Raw genomic sequence first — 18,041 nt, 5'->3', positions numbered from 1 at the left:
AGCATCGTCACCCTCTGCCACGAGATGTGGGTGACCAGGCGGGGGAAGCGAGCTGGCCCGCCCGGAGGTCAGACGGTGACGGAGTCGCGTTCGTCCAACTCGTCGGGGTCCCCGGCCCGGGCCTCCGTGCGGTCCACTCTGGTCACGGACAAGAAGACGACGAGGGCGAGGATGACGGCGAGGAAGATGAAGCTGGTGCCGGTCGTGCCCAGGCCGAAGCCACCGTTCTTGGCCGGCTGGGACATGCCGTCACCGATCGAGGCGCCGAGTGGGCGGGTGAGGATGTAGGCGGCCCAGAACGCCAGTACCGCGTTCAGCCGAAGTCCCAGGTGTGCCACCGCGATCAGGGCGATCAGCGCCGCCACGATGCCCACCGTCGGCCAGTACCCCACGCCGAGCTTCTCGTCGAACAGGTCACCGGCGGAGGTGCCCAGGGCGAAGGTGAACAGGATCGCCAGCCAGTAGAAGGTCTCCCGCCGGCGGGTCACGATCGAGTGGATGGAGAGTGTGCGCTCGCTGGCGTACCAGACGGCGAACGTGATCGCGAGCAGCACCGCGAACAGGATGGTCGTGACGACGAGGGGTACTCCCAGGTCGTCGGCCAGTTTGTCGCTGATGAGGGTGCCGACGACGCTGATCAGGACCACCGAGAGCCAGTAGATCGCGGGGACGTAGCGGCGGGCGCGGAACTGGAAGACCAGGGCGATGATCAGGGCCGCGCTCATGACGTAGGAGGTCTTGTCCAGGCCGAAGCCCAGCGTGTCGTTCATGTAGTCCGCGGCGGTCTCACCGACCGTCGTACACAGAATCTTGATGATCCAGAAGTACAGCGTCACCTCGGGGACCTTGTTCAACATGGTCCGCAATGGGCTTTCGGTTGGTTCCAGGCGTGTCTCACTCGTCATGCACCCAGGCTCCGGGTGCGGTCCTGACAACAACCTGAAAGCATCCCGCATCTGGCAGAACGTTCACAAAGTACGCATGGGCAAACCTTTACCCCGGGCCGTCACCGCTCGAATGTAACCGCTGTTACTATCTCGGCGTACTTCAGAGCGTTGCCAGCCTGCCGGGAGGTGCTTGTGACGAGTGGGGCGCTCTTCCTCGCGGTGTTTCTCGCGTGCGCGGTCGAGGCCGTCGAGGCCCTGACGATCGTGTTGGCGGCCGGGACGGCGAGGGAGTGGAGATCGGCCGGGTACGGCGTCGGCGCCGCGCTGGTGGTGCTCGCCGCCGTGGTCGCGGTGCTCGGGCCCGCGTTGTCCGTGATTCCCCTGACCGGACTTCGGCTGGTGGTGGGCGGCCTGCTGCTGGTGTTCGGCCTGCAGTGGTTGCGCAAGGCGGTGTTGCGTGCCAGCGGTCACAAGGCGCTGCACGACGAGGCGGCGATCTTCCAGACCGAACTGGCCGCGGCCCGGGCGGCCGGCACTCGGCGGCGCGGCCTGGTCGGCGACTGGTACGCGTTCACGCTTTCGTTCAAGGGCGTCCTGCTCGAAGGACTGGAGGTCGCGTTCATCGCGGTCACCTTCGGCACCAACCAGCACGACGTTCCGTTGGCCGCACTGGCCGCCTTGTTGGCGATCGTGCTGGTCGCCGGCGCAGGTTTCGCCGTCCATGCTCCGCTGGCGCGGGTACCGGAGAACACCCTGAAGTTCGTCGTCGGCGTGATGCTGACGTCGTTCGGGATCTTCTGGGGCAGTGAGGGGGCAGGTGCCCACTGGCCCGGCGCCGACGCGGCTCTGTTGGTCGTCGTACCGGCGGTCGCGTTGTTCGCGATCGGCCTGGTGTTCGTGATGCGTCGCGCCGGTGGTCCGGTCCCGGTCCTGGCCGCACAGGCGGAAGCGAGGAAGCCGTGATCGCTCGACTGCGCGCGTTCGGCGCGTTCTGGTACGACTTCGTGGTCGGTGACGACTGGCGGGTCGCGGTGGCGGTCGTTCTCGCACTGGCCGTGACCGCCGGGGTCGCGCATACCCAAACGTCGTCCTGGTGGGTCATGCCGGTCGCGGTCGGGATCGTCCTGCCATGGAGCCTCTGGCGCGCACGCCGTCGGTGACGTCGTGCCGAGTGCGGCTCAGCGGCTCTCGGCCTCCTCGGCGTAGACCCGCGCGGCGTACTCTTCCAGGGCGCGTTCACAGGTCGCCAGCGCGTCGACTGTCGCGGCTCGTCCCGGCGCATCGAAGACGTCCCGGCCACTGACCTTCGCGAACCAGTTGCGCAGCTTGACCAGGTCCTCCTCGTTCTCCTCCAACTCGGCGTACGTGAAGTGCTCGGCGACGTACTCCTTGTCGAGTTGGCCCATGAAGTCGCGGCACTTGTCGACGATCTCCTCGTACTCGTCGTCGCGGGCCGCCTGGAACGCGGCGAGGACCTCCTGCCCGCCCGCCAGCGCCTCGCACGAGAGCAGCACGGCGGTGCCGGACATCTCGACGATCTCGTGCCGCAGCCTGCGTAACGCGCGTTCGGAGGCGGGGCCGGCCGGCAGGGCCGCGACCGAGCTCTGCAGGTAGATCGCGCCGAGGCGCTTCAGCTTCCGCCACACGCCGGCACGCAGCCGGGTGGGTTCGGACGGGATCCGGTAGATCAGCACAAGCCAGCCGGCGTCGGTCGCGGAGTCGGCCGTCGGGTCGTCGGTGGAGCCGTCGTCGGTCACACCCACAGTGTGCCCGCAACAGGCCGAAGTCCCGCGGTGGTGGTGCCGGCCCTGGCGCTCGCGGTTCAGGACCTCCCGGAATTTCCTGCCTGCTCGCCGATGAGTTGGGGAGGATGGCCCGGTCTGATGGGCAACTGACGAGCAGCACACGACCAACCGGACCAACGAGAACGCGAGGAGCGCACCGTGAGCATGGAATGGACCGCCCAGTCGAGTGGCGCCGGAGAGTACGCCGAGGTCAACGGCATCAACCTCTACTACGAGACGCACGGGACCGGCCACCCGATGATCCTGCTGCACGGCGGACTCGGGTCGGGCGAGATGTTCGGGCCGATCCTTCCGACGTTCGCCGAGAACCACCAGGTCATCGCCGTCGACCTGCAGGGACACGGCCGTACGGCAGACATCGCCCGGCCGCTCGACATCCGGCTGATGGCCGACGACATCGGGGCCCTCATCGACCACCTGGGGTTGGACCGCCCGGACGTCGTGGGGTACTCCCTCGGTGGCGGAGTGGCCCTGCACACCGCCGCGAAGTACCCCGAGAAGGTGGGCCGCCTGGTCGCCACCTCCGCGCACGTGCGACGGGACGCGATCCCGGCGGAGATGCTCGCCCAGCAGGGTCAGGTGAATGCGGCGGCGGCGGAGTTCATGAAGGACACCCCGATGTACGAGCTCTACCAGCGGGTGGCGCCACGTCCTGAGGACTTCGGCCGGCTGCTGGACAAGATCGGGGCGGCGATGGCGCAGGACTTCGACTTCTCCGAGGAAGTACGCGGTCTGCGGATGCCGACGCTGATCGTGGCGGCAGACGCGGACATGGCGCCGCCGAGCCACTACGTCGAGGTGTTCAAGCTCCTCGACGGCGGGCTGCGCGACGGCGGCTGGATGGGTGAGGGACGGCCGAAGGGCGGGCACGCGCTGGCGATTCTGCCCGGGCTCACCCACTACGACATCCACGACTCGCCGCTGTGGGCCGCGACCGTCCTCGCGTTCCTGGACGCGGACAAGGGTGCGGACAAGAACGCGCACCAGGCCTGAACGACGCCCGCGGCTGGTGGGCAGGTCTGGGGGAAGGCCCGCCCACCACTGCCGTGGCGTACCTCAGGAGGGGTGTTCGGCGGCGAGGAAGTCGAGGACGGCGCGGGCGTTGGCGAGGTAGCCGACGCGGTCGACCTCGGCCGCGGACAGCCACCGTCGCCCGGTGCGGGACTCGTACATCACGGCCGCGACGCGATCCACGGTGCCGGGGTGCCGCAGCCATCTCACCGTACGCCCGATGTCGCCGACCACCCGGTCGGCGTTTCCTGCAATGCGATCGGCGTTACCGGCGACCCGATCGGCGTTGCCCACAACGCGGTCGGCGTCGTCGGGAGATCCACGCGGCCGACCGGGTCGGGCCGCGTGCCGCCCACCGGTGGGGCGCCACCGCTCTGCCTGCACGCGGGGACGCTAACCCACGATGATGAACGGAACGCGACGAGACGGTGTCCGGCGCCCGGCGCAGCAGCGCAAGGCTGCCTTGCGCTGTCAGGACCGGCTCAGTCCCGGCCGAGGAAGATCGGGTTCGTCATCGCCACCATCGCGTTCGGTACGGTGGTGTTGACGCCGCCGGACGCACGGCGTACTTCCACCCGAACCCACTGGCTGTAACGGGAGTACGTCGTCCAGGTGAGGGTGGCGGTGCCGGAGTCCGGGACGGCCAGGTTTCGCTTGGGGCCGTTCTGGTCGTGGAGGGTGAGCGTCGTTCCCGGGGCTCCGGAAACGACGGCCTGGACCGTCACCGGTGTTCCGGTGTCGACGGGCAGCCGCCCCCCGATGTCCGCAGTACGCCCACCCGCCTTCGCGGTGAAGGTCACCTCGACGTCCTTGGACTCGACCAGGTAGGACCGGCCGGCCTTCAATCCGGTGAGCAGGTCGCGGGCGCTCAGGCTGTCGGCGAGTACGACCGTGTGCGGAAGGCCGACGATGTTGCCGGGGCTGTGCGCGTCGGAGTCGCCGATGGCCGGTATCCACCGCCCGGTGCGCAGCAGGCCGTCCCAGGTGGCGACCGACCGGTCGTCCTCCAGATCCCACGGGCCGTTCCAGATCTCGGCGAGGTCGGCGAGTTCGTAGCTGAACTCGAAGCTGCACGCGAAGCAGCTGGCGAACGGATGCGCCGCGGTCACCAGGCCGCCGTTGGCATGCACCTCGTCCACGAACCTGCGGAAGTCCTGCGGGTCGTTCGCGCGGTAGCGCCAGTCGATCCACTTGCCGACGGGCAGCCCGATCGCAGCCCAGTGGCCGGACCGGGTGGTGATCTCCTCGCCGTTGACGATCAGCAGGTCGTCGGTGGCGTGGTCGCCCCACATCAGGTGTGCGCTGGTGGTGTTGTGCTCGGTGGACACGATGAAGTCCAGACCGGCGGCGCGGGCGTCGGCGACCAGCTGGTCCGGCGTACGACGGCCGTCGGAGTAGACCGTGTGCAGGTGGGAGTCGCCGCGATACCACGCCCGGCCGCGCTCCTTGGCGGGCGCCGACGCCGGTGCGGGGTTCGGCCGGAACGGCGCGTCCGCGCGGCCGAACGTCAGCGTGATGTCCACCCGGTAGTTCATCCCCTGCGGGGCGACGGTGTACGGGCCGAGGATCACGTTCCAGGTGCCGGCCTTGATGGGGCCGGGCAGGTAGCCGGGCGTGGCCGCCGACGCGCTGATCGAGAACCGGTCCCGGAACCCACCGGACCAACCGCGGAAGCCGCGTGCGTTGCCGAGGTCGAAGCCCTCCGGACCGAACATGCCGATGTCGAGTGCGTTGCCTCGGTAGCCGTCGGGCACGGACGGTCTGTCGTACGAATAAACGACGTCGATCTGCTTGACGCCGCGCGGCACCTCGACCGGCAGGTAGTACCAGTCCGGGATGCTCGGCGTGAACGTGCCGGTGACGGTCCGGGTCGTCTGCGTCTCGCCCTCCTCCGGGGCGGCGAAGGCCACGCCGGGCAGCATCTGGCCGGCCGCGCCGGCAGCGGCCAGCAGGCCACCCGCTCGCAGCAGACTCCGCCGGTTCAGGTTCTCGGGCACGTCCAACCACCCCTTCCACAGCGATGATCATCGACGGCCCGATGGTAGGACCATCGAAGGCGTGAGAGGGCGACGTCGCGATGAACGCTCACCGGCTGCCGGGTGGCGAGACCGGTTGTGGTCAGCCGAGTGCACTTCCGGGAAGGGCCTCGACATAGGCGGAGAAGCGGTCGAGGCTGGTCAGGAAGCCATCCCTGGCTTCCGGCCGACCGAACATCGGCGGGACGTTGGTCTGGTGGGTGACGACCTCGGTCCGCTCGTCGTCGAGTTCGACGAAGGTGATCGTGGTCCTCATGCCGCCTTCGACGTCGGGCTCGGTCCACACCAGCTTCTCCGGCCGCTGCACCTCGACGTAGACGGCGCGCATCGTGTAGCGGCTACCGTCGCTGTCGTTGACCATCACCGTCTCGAACACGCCACCTGGCCGAAGGTCGACGGTGATGCCGTCGATCGGCGTTGAGGTGCCGACCGGTCCCCAGAACCGCGCCAGGTGTTCGGGTTTCGTCATGCAGTCGAAGAGCAGCTCCCGGCCGGCTCGGTGGACGCGCCGGTAGGTGAACTCGCCGGGTCGGGTCATGTGTCGGACTCCTGGTCGTCGCCCCGTAGGGCGGTGAGGTGCTCGTCGAGCCTGTCGTAGCGGTCCTGCCACACCCGGCGGTGACGGTCGATCCAGTCGGCCGCGGCGTCGAACCGGTCGCGTTCGAGCCGGCACGGTCGGGACTGACCGGTCCGCGTACGCGACACGAGGCCGGCCTGCTCCAGCACCTTGAGGTGCTTGGACACGGCTTGCTGGGTCAGGGCGAACGGCTCGGCCAACTGGTTGACCGTGGCCTCCCCGTCGACAAGTCGGCTCAGGATGGCCCGCCTGGTGGGGTCCGCCAGCGCGGCGAAGGTGACCGTCAGGTCGTCGGTGGCCGTCACGGCAGTCGCCGACCGGCCGCGAGGAGCACTAGGTCCCTGGCCGGCGCGGCCACCATTTCACCGGACCCTGCGGACCAGTCCAGATCCGTGGCCGACAAACAGTGGCCGTCCAGCCGGAAGCCGAACGGATTGGCCCCGTCGGTGCCGGTGTGCCCGGTGCCGGTGATGAGGTCGAGCACCGTCGTGAGCGCGTCGTCCGGAATCGGGTACTCGATGCCGAGCGGCCGGGCGATGTCGAGGCCATGGATGACGTCGTGGCTGAGTGCCCCGGCCAGCCCGCCGCCCGGCGGGCTCCACGGGGTGTGCACGTTGTCGTTCAGCGCGGCTACGAGCGAGGCAGTGGGAAGCCGGCTGTCCCGTTCGGCAACCTCGTCCGACATCACCGTGAACTGTCCACCGGCCCGTCGCATCGCGTCCGCGAACTCCTGCTCGGAGATCCGGAACGGCATCGTCAGATGGGCCACCACGTGGCTCACCGTCCATCCGGCACACAGGGACGGTGCACGCCACTGGCCGGCATCGAGATTGCCCAGCACCTCGCTGAGCGTCCGGCGCTCCGCGGCGATCAGATCCATCAGCATGGGTGCTCCTGTGGACATTTAACAACTCCAGGGTTGTACAACTTAAGAGTTGTATACGCCCCGCGTCCCGGGCTTGTCAACAGGCCCGCCTGAAGCTGACCGGACCACGGCCGACAGGTCGGACAGTGGGTCGGCACGCGGCCGGGGCCGCTGATGACCGATGGGCGTGCGCCGTCCGGAGTCTCGCGTGCGTGCCCGACCGGTCAGGAATGCAGCAACTGACAGACGAAATTACGAGGGACGCAGCCCCTCTCCGTACTTCGGTAAAAACGTGGCGTCGGTCCCGCCCCGATGTCACGATGCAGAAGAAGGTGAACAGTGGAGTTGACATGACACGGTGGGGAATCTACTGGATCGCGACTCTCGCCTTTGTGCTGTGGGCATTCCAGGCGCACCACCACACCCTCATGGTCGTGGCGCTTGTCATTGCCGCACTGGTGATGGTGGTGGGGACGAAGGACACCTGGGACAGGCTGTGACGTCCCTGAACGTGACACGTCGCCTGTCGACAGCGCTTTGACGAAGTGTCGTCAAGCACGGCTTGCTCGTTGCCGCTTCCCCTACTGGTAAGGGAAAGTGAGCTGAGGGGGCGCCGCCATCTCACCGCGCCATGTCCGGCGAGTACTGAAGCTCTGCGAAGAGACGGAGCCTGGCGTTCACGAGGGGGATCGCGTCGTCGGGCAGGTCGTCGACGATGTCCAATGCGTGGTCGATCTGCCAGCCCAGACGCAGGACGTTGGACGTCGTCATCGAACGACGGACCACCGCCAGGTCGCCCGGCCAGCCTGCCTCGGTGAGGGCATCGCAGTATGCCGAACGCAGCAGCTCCCACACCTTGTCCGGCGGCAGTTCGCGACCCGCGACGTCCGCCGCCAGGTGGCCGGCGTCGTGCCCGATCGGGCCCCAGCCGACGTACGCCCAGTCGATGATCGCCACCTCGTCCTCGACGGTGCCGATGTTGGCGTTGTGGAAGTCGTAGTGGGTGAGGACCCGTGGAAATCCCTGCAACAGTTGACGAATCTGCGCCGGGTCGGTAATCCGGTCCGCGACCACGTCGCGAAGGTCCGGGTCCAGGCCACGTACGATCGCCGAAGGCCAGGCCGGGTGCGCCAGCGTACGGGCGTTGTCCAGGCCGCGACGGCGGACGTGGGTGGGGATCCAGTCCTCGGACAGCCAGGGGTGCTCGGCGCCGGCCGTGGCGACCTGCCACCGGGCCAGGCCGGCCACGGCATGTTCGCAGGTGTCCACGGTCGCCGGGACGTTCACCGTCTCCAGCCAGACGTCGCGACAACCGTCGTGGTCGTCGACGGCGTAACAGCGGGCAGCTCGTACACCGGGAGACCATCCGGTGGTGGCGAGGTCGGACCCGTAGAACGCGGCCTCCCGTCCCCACCACTGCGGGTCTCCCGGCTCGGGCCGGCCACGCCACACCGGGTCGGTGCCGAGGTAGCCGCCCCCGGTGCGCTTCACCATCGTGCTGAACGGAGCGCCGGACGGCTCGGAGTTCAAGGGGTCCGCCGTGAACCGCCAGATGCCGCCGTTGGGATAGCGGTCCTCGTCGCCGCCGAACCGCTCTGCCCGCCACCTGGTCGCCGATCCGGGCCCGGGCAACGCTCGTGACACGCCGGACGGTGGGACCTCGCGGATCGGACCGAACCGGTTCAGCTGCGGTGGCTCGGCAGGAGAAAGGTCCTCGTCGCCGTGACTCATGGTCCTCCCGTCGCCGGCACGCCGTTCACGGGTGCCGGGTGCGGCTGCGAGCGTAGTGGCGGGCAGCACGCACCCGGTCACCACAGCGCGTCGAACACCATTGGCGAGCTGCGTGGGTTCGCAGATAGAAGCGGATGCAGCCGGGAGCGCCGCACGCGCTGAGCGTCGCCGCGTCGGGGCCGACGAGCAGGTCCACGCAGTCACGTGCGACATGGGCGAGTGCCGCCTCGACGGGAGTCGCTCCCAGCGCCCTGACCACTCGAGTCGGTCGGCTCGCTTCGTCCCAGCGAAGTTCGTCTGCGACGGGCGCGGCGGCGAGACCTCCGTTCAGGACGGCCAGCACTGCCGGCTCAGGCACCTCGCTGTCGACCAGGGCGGCGAACAGTGCGCGGACCGACTCGCGGAGGGCGACCAGCCGAACCGCGTCGTCCCTGCGGAGGGACGTTCGTGGCCTGAGGAGGTCTGCCGCCACCAGCCAGGCCCGGGCCGAATGCACGTCGGAGAGTTCGTCGACCTCGCTCCCGGCGCGAACGGTCCGGGTGTTGACCAGGGCCAGTGCGACATGGCGCTCGGCGCCCGGGGCGGTCGGCAGCGGATCCGTCGACCTGCTCTGCCCGGGTTTCGCGGCGTTCATGGATCTCATGGTAATGCTTGCTTTTCTCCGTGAGGCAACCTAGCGTCAGGTCTCACAGGAAAGCTCTCAATTTGCCGTGAGGGGTAGTGCGATGTCCGACGCCGTGGTGGTCATTCGAGCTGTCGGTGGCCCGACCGCCGTCATCGAGTACGGTGGCCTTCGCCTGCTCACTGATCCCACGTTCGACCAGCCCGGCGACTACATCAGTGAGACGGGCAACATCCTCACGAAGCTGGCACCACCGGCGTTCGGTCCGGACCAGGTCGGGTCGGTCGACGTCGTGTTGTTGTCCCACGACCAGCACGCCGACAACCTGGACGACTCCGGCCGGGCTTTCCTGGCAAGGGCTCCGCTGACCCTGACCACGCCTGCCGGGGCCCGCCGACTCGGAGGATCCGCCGACGGCCTCGCCCCCTGGCAGACGTACGAACTTCCGGTGCCAAGTGGCGGCGCCATCGAGGTGGTCGCGGTGCCGGCTCGGCACGGGCCGGAAGGCTGCGAGCCTGTCACCGGCGACGTCACGGGCTTCGTGCTCTCCGGCTCCGGACTGCCCACTCTCTATGTCAGCGGGGACAACGCGTCCCTGGGCGTCGTTCGCGAAATTGCGGCCAGGGTGGGACCGGTGGACGTCGCCGTACTCTTCGCCGGCGCCGTCCGTACCCGCCTCTTCGACGGCGCACTGCTCACTCTCGACAGCAACCAGACTGCCGAGGCCGCCGCCATTCTTGGCGCCGGGAGCACCGTCCCGCTGCATTTCGACTCCTGGATGCACTTCAGCGAGGGCGCGGCCCACCTGCGGGCGGCATTCGAGAAGGCCGGTCTGATCGGGGGACTGATGCTGCTCGAGCCCGGCGAGACCGCGGAGCTGCACCTACCGGTCCGAAGCGACGACCCGACCTGAGCGTCGGCACTGCTCGTTCACCGTAGGTACAGCCGGGTGGTTCGCGGCGCCTTCGCCGCGAACGGCTCGACGTGAGCCGCACGAAAACGGTCGTGTGGACGCTTGGCAGGGGGATACGGTCGTGGCCATGCGTGTTCACCCGGTGCCGATGCTGTTCCTCTCCGGACCACCTGGCGTCGGCAAGACGACGGTGGCGTGGGAGATCTTCGGGCAGCTCGTCGACAGCGGCAACTCGCCGGCGTTCGTTGACCTCGACCTTCTCGGTGCCTGCTGGCCCGTTCCCGACGACGATCCCCACAACGAGCGGATGAAGGCGCGCAACCTCGGTGCGATGTGGCAGAACTACCGAGCCGCCGGGGCGCGATGCGTGCTGGCCGCCGGAGTGATCGAGTCGCGAGATGGCCTCGCGTTGTACGCGGACGCGGTTCCGAACGCCGTTCCCGTCCTGTGCCGGCTGTACGCGGGCCGGCAGGAGCTGGCGGATCGCATCGTCCGCCGCGGACGCGAACGCGGAGCCGACCTCGACAAACTGACGCGACGGGCCGCGCAGTTGTCGGCGCAGTTGGAACGCGACGACATCGCGGACTTCCGCGTCGACACCGACGGACGCGGTGTTCCCGAGGTGGCGCGCGAGGTCGTGAAGGAGTGGCTCCGGTTGACCGGAGACGTCGACGGATCGTAGCGGCGTAAGGCGTTTCGCGAAGCGATTCGGCACAGATCGGCGGAGTAGGTCAGCATTTTTAGTTCTTGTGCCGATTCCGGCCCCGTTGATCGAATTCTCGCTTATGCTCGCCTCAGCGATCTGGGGGGAGCGCTATGACCTCACTTCGAAAGTCCCGCCGGGCCAAGCATCCGGCACCTGTGGTTGCCGGTGGATCGTCTGGTCGCGCGGCGGTGCGCAGGCACACGTTGACAAGGCGTCGTGCCTTCCGTCGTCTTGTCCGAAGCGCTGAACAGCAGCCTCGTACACCCGACAGCAGACGATCTTTCGCTGTTCCCGCACGTACTGGGATCGTTCCCACTAGCTTGGTGCGCGAGCCCTTCAGGCCGTTCCTACCGACGTGACGGGCCGAGCTCTCCGGCACTTCTCGTAAATCCCAAGCTGTTCGCAACCTCCTCACCCCGGTGTGTCCGCTGGTCTCCGACGGACCGCCACCGGGCACTCGGGTGACGGCGCCACCGCGCCGAACCCGCCGACCCGACCACTACTTGCGGTATCCCGCGTCCCTGGCCGGCCGGTCTCGTCGAAGCAGGACAGCGACAGCAGGGCAGCAGGGCAGCAGGGCAGCAGAGCAGGAGCAACCATGACCTACGACACGGGCCGGATCAGCCGCCGAAACCACGGACGCCCTTGGTCGTCCACCCGTCCTGCCCGAGGGCAGCAGCCTGCGATACGCGGCGAGCTGCGCGTTGGGGGCGGGCCGGCGGGGCGCAGCGGTCGGCAAGCGGGCCGCTCGGGTCTGCACAGGGAATTCGAGCAATTCAGTGAGTGGGGGGTTCTGATGGGTGCACAACCGATTGCGAAGATCCACGCCGTGCGCCATGTCGAGCACGGACCACGGCCGGCCAGCTGGCCGCGCGTCCAGCTGGCCGGGGTGACGACGGATCTGCTGGACGAGAACGATGCGGTCTCGTTGATCATCGACCATGCGATGACTCCGCACGAGGACGTGCTTGCCGTCGTCTCGGCGAATCTCGACCACCTGCATCACTTCGGTTCCGGCCGTACCTCCGCTCGACGCCAGCGTCAACGAGTGATCAACCTCTCGATCGACGGGCAGGTCGAGTGGTTGACCCTGCTCGATGGGGCACCGCTGGTCCGCCGGGCCGGCGAACTCACCGGACGGCTGTGGCCGCGGCTCGCCGGTAGCGACCTGATGTGGCCGCTACTCGACGAGGCCGAGCGGCGAGGTCTTTCGGTCGGCTTCCTCGGCGGCTCATCCGAAACTCACGAAGCCCTGGCACCGGTGATGGCCGCACGCTGGCCGCAGTTGCGGATCGGAGGCTACTGGGCGCCGACGCGGAGTCAGCTCGACGACGAGCACGCCGCGGCCGGCTTGACCCGCGACATCCGAGCGGCCGGGGTGGACATCCTCGCTGTCTGCCTCGGGAAGCCGCGCCAGGAGCGCTGGATCGCCACCCACGCCCACGCCTCGGGAGCCTCGGTCTGTCTGGCCTTCGGGGCCGTGGTCGACTTCCTCGCCGGCAGGGTCAACCGGGCACCGGGCTGGATCGCCGACCACGGTCTCGAGTGGGCGTGGCGGCTGGCCAACGAACCACGCCGACTCACCCGGCGCTACCTGATCCAGGGCCCTCCGGCGTATGTGTCCCTGCGGCGGGACAGCTACGTGAAGATGGCGACGACCTACTTCTCCGAACCGGCCATGTCCAAGCACCCGGTGCTGCCGCGGACGGTGCCGACCGGTGAGTTCTCGCCGGCCCATTCGCACGTCGACGTCGCCGTGATCGCTGTGACGCACAACAGCGCGGACGACATCGAGCCGCTGATCAGTTCCGTCCGCCGCCAGCTCGACGACCAGTCGATGCGGATGATCGTGGTCGACAATGCCTCGACCGACGACACGCTGAGCCGGCTCAGTCGACACCAAGACGTGATCGCGGTCCCCACTGGCGCCAACCTCGGCTATGCGGGCGGGATCAACGTCGCGCTGAAGTACGCCCGGCCGTCCGACGCCGTGCTCATTGTCAATCCGGACCTGGAGCTGGCGCCGGGATCGGTGCGTACGCTGCGTGAGCGGCTGGCTCGTCCGGGCGTCGGTGTGGTGCTGCCGCGGCTGCTCGAGGCGAACGGCGAGCTCTACGCCTCGATCCGCCGCGAGCCGTCACTGACGCGGGCGGTCGGCGACAGCCTCTTCGGGGAGCGGCTGCGCGGGCGGTCCGGACTGTTCAGCGAGATCGAGCTCGATCCACGCCGATACCGGCAGCCGCACGCCATCGACTGGGGCACCGGTGCGGCGATGCTCGTCGACGCCGACCTGGCGTGGAAGGTCGGCAGCTGGGACGAGTCGTACTTCCTGTACTCCGAGGAGGTCGACTTCCTCCGCAGGGTTCGCGAACTGGGCGCGGAGGTGTGGTTCGAGCCGGACGCCACGATGCAGCACCGGCGTGGCGGCTCGGGCGTCTCGGATCGACTTGAGGCTCTCCTCGCCGTGAACAAGGTGCGCTACTACGAGGCCTGGCACGGTGCCGCGCCGGCGACGGCGTTCCGCGCGACCCAGGTCCTGGCGTCGCTGCTCCGGCTGTCGCAGACCCGACACCGGGCGTCGCTGCGGTATCTGATCGACCGTTCGTCATGGTCCGACCTCGTGGCCGACATCGGGGGAGCCGGCCAGTGAGTAGTGCGGTACGGGGGAGTGTGATCATCCCGGCTCACGACGAGGCCTCGAACATACTCCGCACGCTGGAGCCGCTGCGCCCGCTGATGAGCCGGGGCCTGCAGGTGATCGTCGTGCCGAACGGCTGCAAGGACCGGACTGCCGAGCTGGCCCGCTCGATCCCGGGCGTCCAGGTGATCGAGCTGTCCCGCGGGTCGAAGACGGCCGCGCTCAACGCCGGGGACGAGGCGGCGACGAGTTGGCCGCGGCTCTACCTCGACGCCGACATCGCCATCGGCACGGACACGGTGGCCGAGCTGCTCGAACGGCTGTCCGCGCCCGGCGCATTGGCCGGCCGGCCGCATAGCGGCTATCTGACCGCCGGCTGCAGCGCGCTCGTCCGGGCCTACTATCGGGCCCGGGAACGGATGCCCGAGCTGTCGGCCCACCTGTGGGGTGCGGGTGCCTACGCGCTGACCGAGGCGGGGCATGCCCGGGTCGGCCGGTTCCCGGACGTCGTGGCCGACGACGTCTACGTCGACAGCAAGTTCGACAGGACCGAGATCACCTTCGGGACGACGGGTGCCGCGGTGGTGCGTTGCCCGCGGAACGCGCGGGCGCTGCTGCGAACGCTTCGCCGGGTCCGCCGCGGACCAGCTGGGCTGGCCGCAGCGGGCATCGTCGAGGCGTCGTCGGTCCAGGTCGGCGGACTGCGGCTACTGCTGAGCTCCGTGCACAGCGTCGCGGAGTTGGCCGACGCCGTCGTGTACGCGGGGTTCGTCCTGCTCGCGCGAATCCAGCCCACTCAGGCGGCGGACCGGCCGTGGGAGCGTGACGACACCCAGCGGGCAGCTGCCGCCTAGTTGTTCTGCCCAACAGGTCAGTATGCGGGTGACAGGTGGGAGTCCATCAAGTGCAGTGAGGATCTCGGTGTAGGCCAGGGACACGACCTGATTCACCAGCCGGCGCGGTGTCTGTGCCCGACACCGATGGGGGAGGGTGGACCGGTCGGTCATTCCCGCCACGCCGTCGCGTCGATAGCGGCTGGCCCAGGATGCGCGGTGGTGACTGAGACCTGGAACCGCTCCGCTGCGCGTCGCACCGGCCATCCTCGATGACACACCGTGCCAGGCGCAGCCGGCCAAGCTCGGTCAACTGGGCGTTGCGGAGCACGCGGACCTCCAGGGTCGGTGCGGACAGCTGTGGCAGTTCCACACCTCACGCGGAGGTCCTCACCCATTCAAGATCATCGAACCCAGGTCGCCCATCGCCAACCTGTGTGGGCAGCACACCTGGTCCGCAGCGCCGAAGCGGGGCGTACGGACTGCCGCACGGACTGCGCTGATCCGTTGCCGTAATCTCGCGCTAGTTGGAGCGGCTGCTCAATCGGCTTGTCACCATCTTCAAGCGATCCAGCTGCTCTTTGCCACCTGTCTGCAGAACGATCTTCTTTCCAAGCGTTCGAACCGCGTCGCGTGAGCCGCGCAAGGGCCGGTGAATCGCGAAGTCCGCCGCCCTGCGACGCAGTCCGGGCGGCTCCGCTCCGCTCAGGCCATGACCGAACAACGGCTGGAACCGCGTTGGATCCACTACCCGACCGCGAACCCGGTTGCTGACATTTCCGTCATGGATCATCTGCAGCCAGGCCGGATCACCGTCCAGGACGATCGTGGGTATACGTGAGCCGAGCAGGTTGTGCCAGTCCAGCCAGCACGTCGACGGCTGCTGCGACCACGGTTCGAGGACGGAGCAGAAGGCGTTGTCCGGGTCCCTGCGCAGGTACGTTCGAGCGCCGGCACGAATGAGGCCGTCACGGAAGAACACCGCGTGTGCGCTGGTCACCGCGGGCAGTTGGTGCAGGCGCTTGCCGAAGTCGTAGGCGATCGAGTCGTCGTTGTCGAGATTCGTGGTCAACAGCATCGGTGCGTCAGGCAGGTGCTTCGCCAGGTCCTTCGCTAGCTGTTCGCTGGGAACCGAGTCGCGGAACAGCGCGACGTACCGTCCTTCGGCGACATGTCGATCGATCGCGCTCTTCAGCCAGTCGGGCGACTGCGGATCGAAATAGATCAGCCACGTGTCCGGCGGGTCGATCTGCCCCCGCATCGCGGGCAGTGTGTAGGTCTCGAACAACTCCAGACGCGATCGAAGCCAGCCCTCCCGGGCACGCACGGTGCCCTCGATTCCAGCCGAAGGCAGGTTGAACCGAGTGAGCACGGCGTGCGCGACCCGGGCTGTTTCCACGACCATTCTTCATTTCCCCCAGCATCGATCTGCCCGCCTGTGCGGGACCGTCATTTCGCGATTCTGTAGATGTGGTAGGTCGTCTCGGCCGGGAAGTTGTCGGTGAAGCGCCCGCTGGACGACGCGGTCAGCGTGCGGTTCTCGTTCAGTACGGTGACGGTTCTGCCCGACACCTCGGCGGGCAGCTGGAAGGTTCGGCTTCCCGGACTCGAACTGCCGTCGATCATCGCAAAGACGTAGACCGACCCGTTGTAGGCCTTGAGCATCGTATTCAGCCCCGACCCGAACGAGTAGGTGTAGGACTGAGTGTTGATCACCGGTGCCAGGGCCTTGATCTGACTGTTCACGATCCTTGCCGCGTCGACCTGGGGTGCGGCGCAGAACGACGGGTTGACCTGTGTCTGACGGAAGATCGCGCTGCCCTGGCAGGGTCCGGTGAAGCTTTGGTTGAAGTAGACGATCCCACGAGCCTCGTTGATGACCGAGTTCATGACAGCCGCCCGTAGTTGGGCCGGCGTTATGTCGGCCACGAAAGGACCCTCGCCAGGACCGCCGTTCAGGTTCTCGACGAATTGCCACATCGGCTGGAGTTTGCCATCGGCGGCGTCCCGCATGCGAAGCGATCTTACCGTCTTGCCGTAGCTGGAGGCAGTTCGGCAATGAGCTTGGTCGATCGGCGTGATGTAGACATCCCGGTAGGGCCGCCAGTCGCAGTACGGAATCGTGTAGAAGTACATGTCGACCGAGACGGCGTCGGTGTATGGATTGACATACTGCGCGGCCGTCGCCGGAGGCATGTCGCTGCTGATGACCATCTGGGTGAAGTTAGCGTAGCGGAAGCGTCCGGTGCCGATCACCTTGTCACTCAGCGCCTTGAGGTGCGCGAAGCCCTGCGCCGGCGGGAAACGACCATCGACCTCGTCGTCGAGGAACTCACCGACCCAGTTCTTGCTCGTGTCATTGAAGCTGCTGTTCAGCTTCCCACCCAGCCAGTAGATCCCGTTGTCGGCGAACAGGCTGTATGGCGTGCCCTCCCACATGCCGACATATGAATTGATGCCGATGCTCTTGTCGTACAGGGCTTCCGCGTTGCTGCTCACGCCGTTGAACCACACGACAATGGGAAAGAAGGTCGGGCTGCTCCAGCCGGCGGCGTTGGCCTTGGGGAAGTTCCTCCAGTAGGCGGGCCCACCCTCCCACGGAATGGGCGGAAGTGTCAGCGTCGTCTCACCGGGAACTGTCGGCGTCGGCGTCGGCGATGGTGTCGACGAAGGCGTGAACATGACGTCGACGAAATAGTTGATGTTCAGGTAATTATCCACCGGATATCCGCCGCCGTACTTGTACCTGCCGCCGCCCGCGGGGACGGTCAGCCGCCCGCTTGTGTACGGCGCGGCGAACCCGCCGACGGTCGCGGCGTAGCGACCCCGTGGTGCGAAGTAGGACGCGGTGTAAAGCGAGCCAGGCGTGATAGCGACAGGCGTGGTGAAGGTGACCGACTGCCAGCCGCTGGCGGTCTCGCCGCTGAAGGTGGCCTGGGCGAGCCGCTGCCCGGCACTGTTCCAGAACGAACCGACGTGAGTACCCGTGTTGACCGTGGACTTGTAGAAGCGGACTCCCGTAATCATGCCCGGCACCGTTGTCGAAAAGCGCACGCCGAGTTCGACGGCGGCGGTGTCGGGAGCTGCGTCCGTCTCCGGCACGAGGGATCCGAAGAGAGTGTCGGCTGATGCGGGCGGCGGCGCAAGGAGGAAGGCCAGCCCCACTGCCACCGAGGGAATCAGGACAAGTAGGGTGACGCGAAGTGGGTGCTGCATGGGAACTGCCCTCCAAATGCCGACAATCACGAGTCGCTCGCCCGTCGAAATGGGTTGTCGAGCGCGGTCCGTGCTCGTGATTGAAGAAGATCACGCGTCGCTCCAAGGTACTCCGGGTTTGACCATTCACGCGGCAATGCAAAGCAGCCGGCAAAGGATCCCCATAATTGCCCGACCGGAATCCGTCGGCGTGATGCCACC

19 protein-coding genes and 1 pseudogene are annotated in these 18,041 nt (G+C 67.8%); 8 read left to right on the top strand and 12 right to left on the bottom strand.

The window, feature by feature from the left end:
- Window positions 1-68: 68 nt before the first annotated feature.
- Window positions 69-857 carry a COG4705 family protein gene (locus F4554_RS23665; RefSeq protein WP_179789596.1) on the bottom strand — a complete coding sequence of 263 codons (789 nt, stop codon included), beginning with the start codon at window positions 855-857 and terminating at the stop codon, window positions 69-71.
- Between the two features lie 216 nt (window positions 858-1,073).
- Here F4554_RS23665 and F4554_RS23660 point away from each other — a divergent pair, with 216 nt between their 5' ends.
- Window positions 1,074-1,850 (top strand): hypothetical protein, encoded by a 777-nt coding sequence (locus F4554_RS23660; protein ID WP_202889436.1) that lies wholly within the window; start codon window positions 1,074-1,076, stop codon window positions 1,848-1,850.
- A complete protein-coding gene (locus tag F4554_RS23655) occupies window positions 1,847-2,047 on the top strand; it encodes a hypothetical protein (protein WP_179789595.1) in 201 nt (66 codons plus the stop codon). Before F4554_RS23660 ends, F4554_RS23655 begins: the two co-directional genes overlap by 4 nt.
- An 18-nt stretch (window positions 2,048-2,065) precedes the next feature.
- Here F4554_RS23655 and F4554_RS23650 read toward each other — a convergent pair whose 3' ends face one another.
- Window positions 2,066-2,644, bottom strand: a complete 579-nt coding sequence (locus tag F4554_RS23650; RefSeq protein ID WP_202889435.1) for a Chromate resistance protein ChrB — start codon at window positions 2,642-2,644, stop codon at window positions 2,066-2,068.
- A gap of 192 nt (window positions 2,645-2,836) precedes the next feature.
- Here F4554_RS23650 and F4554_RS23645 point away from each other — a divergent pair, with 192 nt between their 5' ends.
- Window positions 2,837-3,685 (top strand): alpha/beta fold hydrolase, encoded by an 849-nt coding sequence (locus F4554_RS23645; protein ID WP_179791738.1) that lies wholly within the window; start codon window positions 2,837-2,839, stop codon window positions 3,683-3,685.
- Between the two features lie 63 nt (window positions 3,686-3,748).
- Here the strand turns inward: F4554_RS23645 and F4554_RS23640 are convergent, their stop codons facing one another.
- The 5 genes from F4554_RS23640 to F4554_RS23620 form a co-directional block, all read right to left on the bottom strand.
- The gene (locus F4554_RS23640) at window positions 3,749-4,087 is read right to left on the bottom strand and encodes a hypothetical protein (protein WP_179789594.1); all 339 of its coding nucleotides are present in this window, start codon (window positions 4,085-4,087) and stop codon (window positions 3,749-3,751) included.
- Between the two features lie 98 nt (window positions 4,088-4,185).
- Window positions 4,186-5,700: a CehA/McbA family metallohydrolase gene (locus F4554_RS23635; RefSeq protein ID WP_337796175.1), complete on the bottom strand. Its 1,515-nt coding sequence runs from the start codon at window positions 5,698-5,700 to the stop codon at window positions 4,186-4,188.
- 121 nt (window positions 5,701-5,821) lie between these two features.
- Window positions 5,822-6,277, bottom strand: coding sequence for an SRPBCC family protein (locus F4554_RS23630; protein WP_179789593.1), 456 nt, complete (start codon window positions 6,275-6,277; stop codon window positions 5,822-5,824).
- Window positions 6,274-6,621, bottom strand: coding sequence for a metalloregulator ArsR/SmtB family transcription factor (locus F4554_RS23625; protein WP_179789592.1), 348 nt, complete (start codon window positions 6,619-6,621; stop codon window positions 6,274-6,276). The genes F4554_RS23630 and F4554_RS23625 overlap by 4 nt, the downstream gene beginning before the upstream one ends.
- Entirely contained in the window at window positions 6,618-7,202 is a 585-nt protein-coding gene (locus tag F4554_RS23620; RefSeq protein ID WP_202889434.1) for a maleylpyruvate isomerase family mycothiol-dependent enzyme, read from the bottom strand. The genes F4554_RS23625 and F4554_RS23620 overlap by 4 nt, the downstream gene beginning before the upstream one ends.
- A gap of 329 nt (window positions 7,203-7,531) precedes the next feature.
- On the opposite strand from F4554_RS23620, the gene F4554_RS23615 reads away from it, so the two are divergent.
- A complete protein-coding gene (locus tag F4554_RS23615; RefSeq protein ID WP_179789591.1) occupies window positions 7,532-7,681 on the top strand; it encodes a hypothetical protein in 150 nt (49 codons plus the stop codon).
- Window positions 7,682-7,802: 121 nt separating this feature from the next.
- Here F4554_RS23615 and F4554_RS23610 read toward each other — a convergent pair whose 3' ends face one another.
- Window positions 7,803-8,912, bottom strand: coding sequence for a phosphotransferase (locus F4554_RS23610; RefSeq protein WP_179789590.1), 1,110 nt, complete (start codon window positions 8,910-8,912; stop codon window positions 7,803-7,805).
- A gap of 25 nt (window positions 8,913-8,937) precedes the next feature.
- Window positions 8,938-9,546 (bottom strand): CGNR zinc finger domain-containing protein, encoded by a 609-nt coding sequence (locus tag F4554_RS23605; RefSeq protein WP_179789589.1) that lies wholly within the window; start codon window positions 9,544-9,546, stop codon window positions 8,938-8,940.
- Between the two features lie 91 nt (window positions 9,547-9,637).
- On the opposite strand from F4554_RS23605, the gene F4554_RS23600 reads away from it, so the two are divergent.
- The 4 genes from F4554_RS23600 (at window position 9,638) to F4554_RS23585 (ending at window position 14,645) form a co-directional block, all read left to right on the top strand.
- On the top strand, window positions 9,638-10,447 hold the full coding sequence (locus F4554_RS23600; RefSeq protein WP_179789588.1) for an MBL fold metallo-hydrolase: 810 nt from the start codon (window positions 9,638-9,640) through the stop codon (window positions 10,445-10,447).
- A gap of 127 nt (window positions 10,448-10,574) precedes the next feature.
- Window positions 10,575-11,129, top strand: a complete 555-nt coding sequence (locus tag F4554_RS23595) for an ATP-binding protein (RefSeq protein WP_179789587.1) — start codon at window positions 10,575-10,577, stop codon at window positions 11,127-11,129.
- Window positions 11,130-11,949: 820 nt separating this feature from the next.
- On the top strand, window positions 11,950-13,803 hold the full coding sequence (locus tag F4554_RS23590) for a WecB/TagA/CpsF family glycosyltransferase (protein ID WP_179789586.1): 1,854 nt from the start codon (window positions 11,950-11,952) through the stop codon (window positions 13,801-13,803).
- The gene (locus tag F4554_RS23585) at window positions 13,800-14,645 is read left to right on the top strand and encodes a glycosyltransferase (RefSeq protein ID WP_179789585.1); all 846 of its coding nucleotides are present in this window, start codon (window positions 13,800-13,802) and stop codon (window positions 14,643-14,645) included. The genes F4554_RS23590 and F4554_RS23585 overlap by 4 nt, the downstream gene beginning before the upstream one ends.
- Window positions 14,646-14,743: 98 nt before the next feature.
- Here the strand turns inward: F4554_RS23585 and F4554_RS23580 are convergent.
- The 3 genes and pseudogenes from F4554_RS23580 to F4554_RS23570 all read right to left on the bottom strand — a co-directional run.
- Window positions 14,744-14,955, bottom strand: a pseudogene (locus F4554_RS23580) (leucine zipper domain-containing protein); the annotation flags it as partial.
- A 192-nt stretch (window positions 14,956-15,147) separates the two neighbouring features.
- A complete protein-coding gene (locus F4554_RS23575) occupies window positions 15,148-16,029 on the bottom strand; it encodes a glycosyltransferase (protein WP_179789584.1) in 882 nt (293 codons plus the stop codon).
- A 44-nt stretch (window positions 16,030-16,073) separates the two neighbouring features.
- Window positions 16,074-17,795, bottom strand: coding sequence for a DUF4082 domain-containing protein (locus F4554_RS23570; RefSeq protein WP_179789583.1), 1,722 nt, complete (start codon window positions 17,793-17,795; stop codon window positions 16,074-16,076).
- Window positions 17,796-18,041: the final 246 nt, after the last annotated feature.

The sequence above is a fragment of the Actinopolymorpha rutila genome (genome assembly GCF_013407855.1).
Taxonomy (GTDB): domain Bacteria; phylum Actinomycetota; class Actinomycetes; order Propionibacteriales; family Actinopolymorphaceae; genus Actinopolymorpha; species Actinopolymorpha rutila.
The sequence above is the reverse complement of the archived record's forward strand: the minus strand, read 5'-3'. Positions and strand labels throughout refer to the sequence as shown.